Raw genomic sequence first — 3,391 nt, 5'->3', positions numbered from 1 at the left:
CCCCGGGCCAGGGCGGTGCCGAGACGTTCCTGCGCCAGCGTGAGACGGCGCGATCGGGCGATGGCCCGGTCGAGGCGTGCCCCGCCGTGCCGGGCCAGGCGGTACGCGAGGAAATCGCCCAGGACCGACGCGGAGGCCGCGCAGAGCAGAAGGGGCAGCAGTGAGGGCACGCCGGTGGAGGCGGCGGTGGCGGTCGCGGCGGCCGTCGCCGCGGTGATCACGAGGAAGCCGCTCGGCAGCACGGGCAGGAAGACGTCGAGCAGGATCGACGTCGCCACCACCGGGTAGATCCACGGGCCCGCGGTCAGCGACCTCAGCGAGCCCAGGCTGTCGAGCAGATTCACGCGCCTGAGACTACGCGGCGGGGCCGACCGGTCGCGGAGAGGGGCCGGTGATCGCCGGGTATGGCCGGATACGGGGGCGGGGGCGGCCCGGACCGCGAGGGCGTACGGGCGCGGGGCGGGAGGAGGGGAGTGGTCGGTACGGGGCGGTTTACGCGGGTACGGCGATGGCCGGAAACCGTCCTTCGGGTTCCGGCCGCCGCCGCGTGCGGACCGCTCGGGTCAGGCCTGGGCCGCCACCGGGGCGGTCTGCTGGCCGCCCTTTCCGTGGGCGCCGGAGTCGGCGGCGTCGCGGGAGCCGAAGACGCGGTCCAGGGCCAGGGCGCCCGGACCGGTGAAGACGAGCAGGGCGAAGGACCAGCAGAACAGGGCCGCGATCTCGCCGCCGTTCTGGAGCGGGAACAGCGCCTCCGGCTGGTGGACCTTGAAGTACGCGTACGCCATCGAGCCGGAGGCGAGGAAGGCCGCGCTGCGCGTGCCCACGCCGACGAGGACCAGGACGCCCGCGACCAGCTGGATCACGGCCGCGTACCAGCCGGGCCAGGCGCCCGTGGGAACCGTCCCGCCGCCCACGGCCCCGCCCAGGACGCCGAAGAGGGAAGCGGCGCCGTGGCAGGCGAACAGCAGGCCCACGACGATCCGGAAGAGGCCGAGCGCGTAAGGCTGGGCCCGGGTGAGGCGGCCGGCGAGGCTGTCCGGGGTGCCGGCGGTGCCCGCGGGGGCGGTGGTGCCCGGGGTGTTCGGGGTGCTCAAGGGGGACTCCTTCGGTCTGGCCCGCTCGGGGTGACGAGCGGACCGTGGGGGACGGGAACCGATGAGGCCGTCAGGTTAGGCACCCCTCATTAATACTTGCAAGTTCAACATTCGGCCGTCGGGGAGCCTGTGGCGCGGCTCACTCCCCGACGTCCGTGTGGTGAGATCCCATCAAGGGGAAAGGTTTCAGCAGGCGTTGAGAACCGACTGCAGGGCGCTCTTCTCCGCCGAGTCGACGCTGAGGTTCCAGTGGTACTTCACGTGCACCCAGGCGCGTGCGTAGGTGCAGCGGTAGGCGGTGCGCGGCGGCAGCCACTCGGCCGGGTCGAGGTCGCTCTTGGCCTGGTTCACGTTGTCGGTGACGGCGATGAGCTGTGGCCGGGTGAGGTCGTTCGCGAAGGCCTGGCGCTGCGAGGTGGTCCAGCTGCTGGCGCCGGAGCGCCAGGCCTCGGCGAGGGCGACGACGTGGTCGATGTCCAGGTCGGAGGCGGCGGTCCAGGTGGCACCGTCGTACTCGGAGTACCAGCTGCCGCTGACGGAGGCGCAGTTGGAGTCGGTGACGACGTTCACGCCGTCGCGCTTCAGGACGGTCTCGCGGGTGTTGCAGGCGCCGGACTGGGTGATCCAGTGCGGGAAGAGGTCCCGGCTGTAGCCGGTGGAGGAACCTTCCGCCTTCACTGTCAGGGCGGCCAGATAGCTGCGCGCCGTCGCGGCGCTCACCGGGGTGGGCATCGCGGCCTGCGCGGCCGGCGCGGTGGCGAGCAGTCCGGTGAGGGTGAGGGCGGCGGAGGTGGCGAGCACGGCGACTCGACGCGCGTAGACGTTGCGGAGGGGCATGTGAACTCCCTTGAGGGGGCGGGGGCATGGCCGTGTGCCGTCCCCGCGAGACGGGTGCCGGGCGACGGCCCGGTCATCGTGGCGGCGCCAGGTTTCGGTGGGGGGTGCGCCAGGTAACAGGGTGGCGACATGAGCACGTCACATCAAGGGGTGTGACAGGATTGGCGGAGCGTCAGATTCCGCCCGGCGCATATGAGTTGGTTCGGGCGGTGGCGCCCCTTCTGTCTTCAGAGGTGAGCGGGGGGTACGCCCCTAAGGTGGGCCCGTGCTTCTGGACGTGAACGCCACCTTCGCCGCGGTGCTCGCCGTACTCCTCGCCGCCGCCGCGGGTGTCGTCGCCCTCGCCCGGCTCGGCCGGGCCCGCGACACCCTGCTCGCCGGCGCCCGCGCCGCTGCCCAGCTCGTGGCCGTCTCGCTGGTGATCGGCTGGGTGGTGCGGTCCGTACCGCCGCTGCTCTGCTTCCTGGTCCTGATGTACGCGGTGGCGGTACGCACGGCCGGGCGCCGGGTCGTGCCCGCGCCCGGCGGGGGCTGGTGGTGGGCGGCCGTACCGATCGCCGCCGGCGTCCTCCCGGTGGTCCTCGCCCTCGTCCTCACCGGGCTCGTACCGGTGAAGGGCATCACGCTCGTGCCGGTGACCGGCATCCTCGTCGGCGGGGCGCTCACGGCCACGGTCCTCGCGGGCCGGCGTTCGCTGGACGAGCTGGAGGGGCGGTGGGGCGAGGTGGAGGCCGGGCTGGCGCTCGGGATGCTCGCCCGGGACGCCCGGCTGGAGGTGGCCCGGAAGGCGGCGGCCGACGCCTTGCTCCCGGGCATGGACCAGACCCGCACGGTCGGGCTCGTGACCCTGCCGGGCGCCTTCGTCGGCATGCTGCTCGGCGGCGCGTCACCGCTGCACGCCGGCGCCGTTCAGCTGTTCGTGCTCATCGCGCTGCTGGCGGTGCAGGCGGTCGCCGCGGCGACCGTCCTGGAACTCGTCGCCCGCGGCCGGATCGTCCGGCCGCGGGCGGGGGAGACGGGGGCGGGCCGGGTCACGGCAGCGCGGTGAGCGTGACCGTGCCGTCGGCGCCCGCCTCGACGCGGAGGTGGGTGAGGTCCGGCACGTACAGGTCCGGTGCGAACGCCGCCGCCCGCGGGCCCACGCCCACGATCCGCATGCCGGCCGCCCGGCCCGCCCGGATACCGGCCTCGGAGTCCTCGAAGACCACGCACTGCGCCGGGTCGAAGCCCAGTTCCGCCGCGCCCTTCAGGAAGCCCTCCGGGTCCGGCTTGCTGGCTCCGACGCACTCGGCGGTGATCCGGGTCTCCGGCATCCGCAGCCCCGCCGCGCCCATCCGGGCCCGGGCGAGCGCCGCGTCCGCCGAGGTCACCAGCGCGTGCGGGAGCCCGGCGATCGCGTCCATGAAGGCGGGGGCGCCGGCGACGGGAACGACCCCGTCGAGGTCGGCGGTCTCCTCGGC

General features: G+C 74.1%; 4 protein-coding genes and 1 pseudogene. 1 reads left to right on the top strand and 4 read right to left on the bottom strand.

Annotated elements, in window-relative coordinates; all coding sequences use genetic code 11:
- From RIF68_RS31595 to RIF68_RS31585, 3 genes and pseudogenes are all read right to left on the bottom strand, one after another.
- Positions 1 to 338: pseudogene (locus RIF68_RS31595) on the bottom strand (hypothetical protein); the annotation flags it as partial.
- Between the two features lie 225 nt (positions 339 to 563).
- A complete protein-coding gene (locus RIF68_RS31590) occupies positions 564 to 980 on the bottom strand; it encodes a DoxX family membrane protein (protein WP_309054694.1) in 417 nt (138 codons plus the stop codon).
- Between the two features lie 300 nt (positions 981 to 1,280).
- The gene (locus tag RIF68_RS31585) at positions 1,281 to 1,931 is read right to left on the bottom strand and encodes an HNH endonuclease family protein (protein ID WP_309054693.1); all 651 of its coding nucleotides are present in this window, start codon (positions 1,929 to 1,931) and stop codon (positions 1,281 to 1,283) included.
- Positions 1,932 to 2,196: 265 nt separating this feature from the next.
- On the opposite strand from RIF68_RS31585, the gene RIF68_RS31580 reads away from it, so the two are divergent.
- Positions 2,197 to 2,979: an ABC transporter permease gene (locus RIF68_RS31580; RefSeq protein ID WP_309054692.1), complete on the top strand. Its 783-nt coding sequence runs from the start codon at positions 2,197 to 2,199 to the stop codon at positions 2,977 to 2,979.
- On the opposite strand, the gene RIF68_RS31575 is transcribed toward RIF68_RS31580, so the two are convergent.
- A partial coding sequence (locus RIF68_RS31575) for an HAD-IA family hydrolase (protein ID WP_309054691.1) occupies positions 2,963 to 3,391 on the bottom strand: 429 nt, incomplete at its 5' end. The genes RIF68_RS31580 and RIF68_RS31575 overlap by 17 nt on opposite strands.

Origin of the sequence: Streptomyces sp., from assembly GCF_031178505.1 — a bacterium.
GTDB lineage: Bacteria > Actinomycetota > Actinomycetes > Streptomycetales > Streptomycetaceae > Streptomyces > Streptomyces gulbargensis.
Note: the sequence above shows the minus strand (reverse complement) of the source record. Positions and strands in the feature narration are given on the sequence as shown.

What these genes read in the sequence shown, in the direction of transcription:
- RIF68_RS31585 (WP_309054693.1), bottom strand. Translation starts at nt 1,931, where the DNA reads ATGCCCCTCCGCAACGTCTACGCGCGTCGAGTCGCCGTGCTCGCCACC.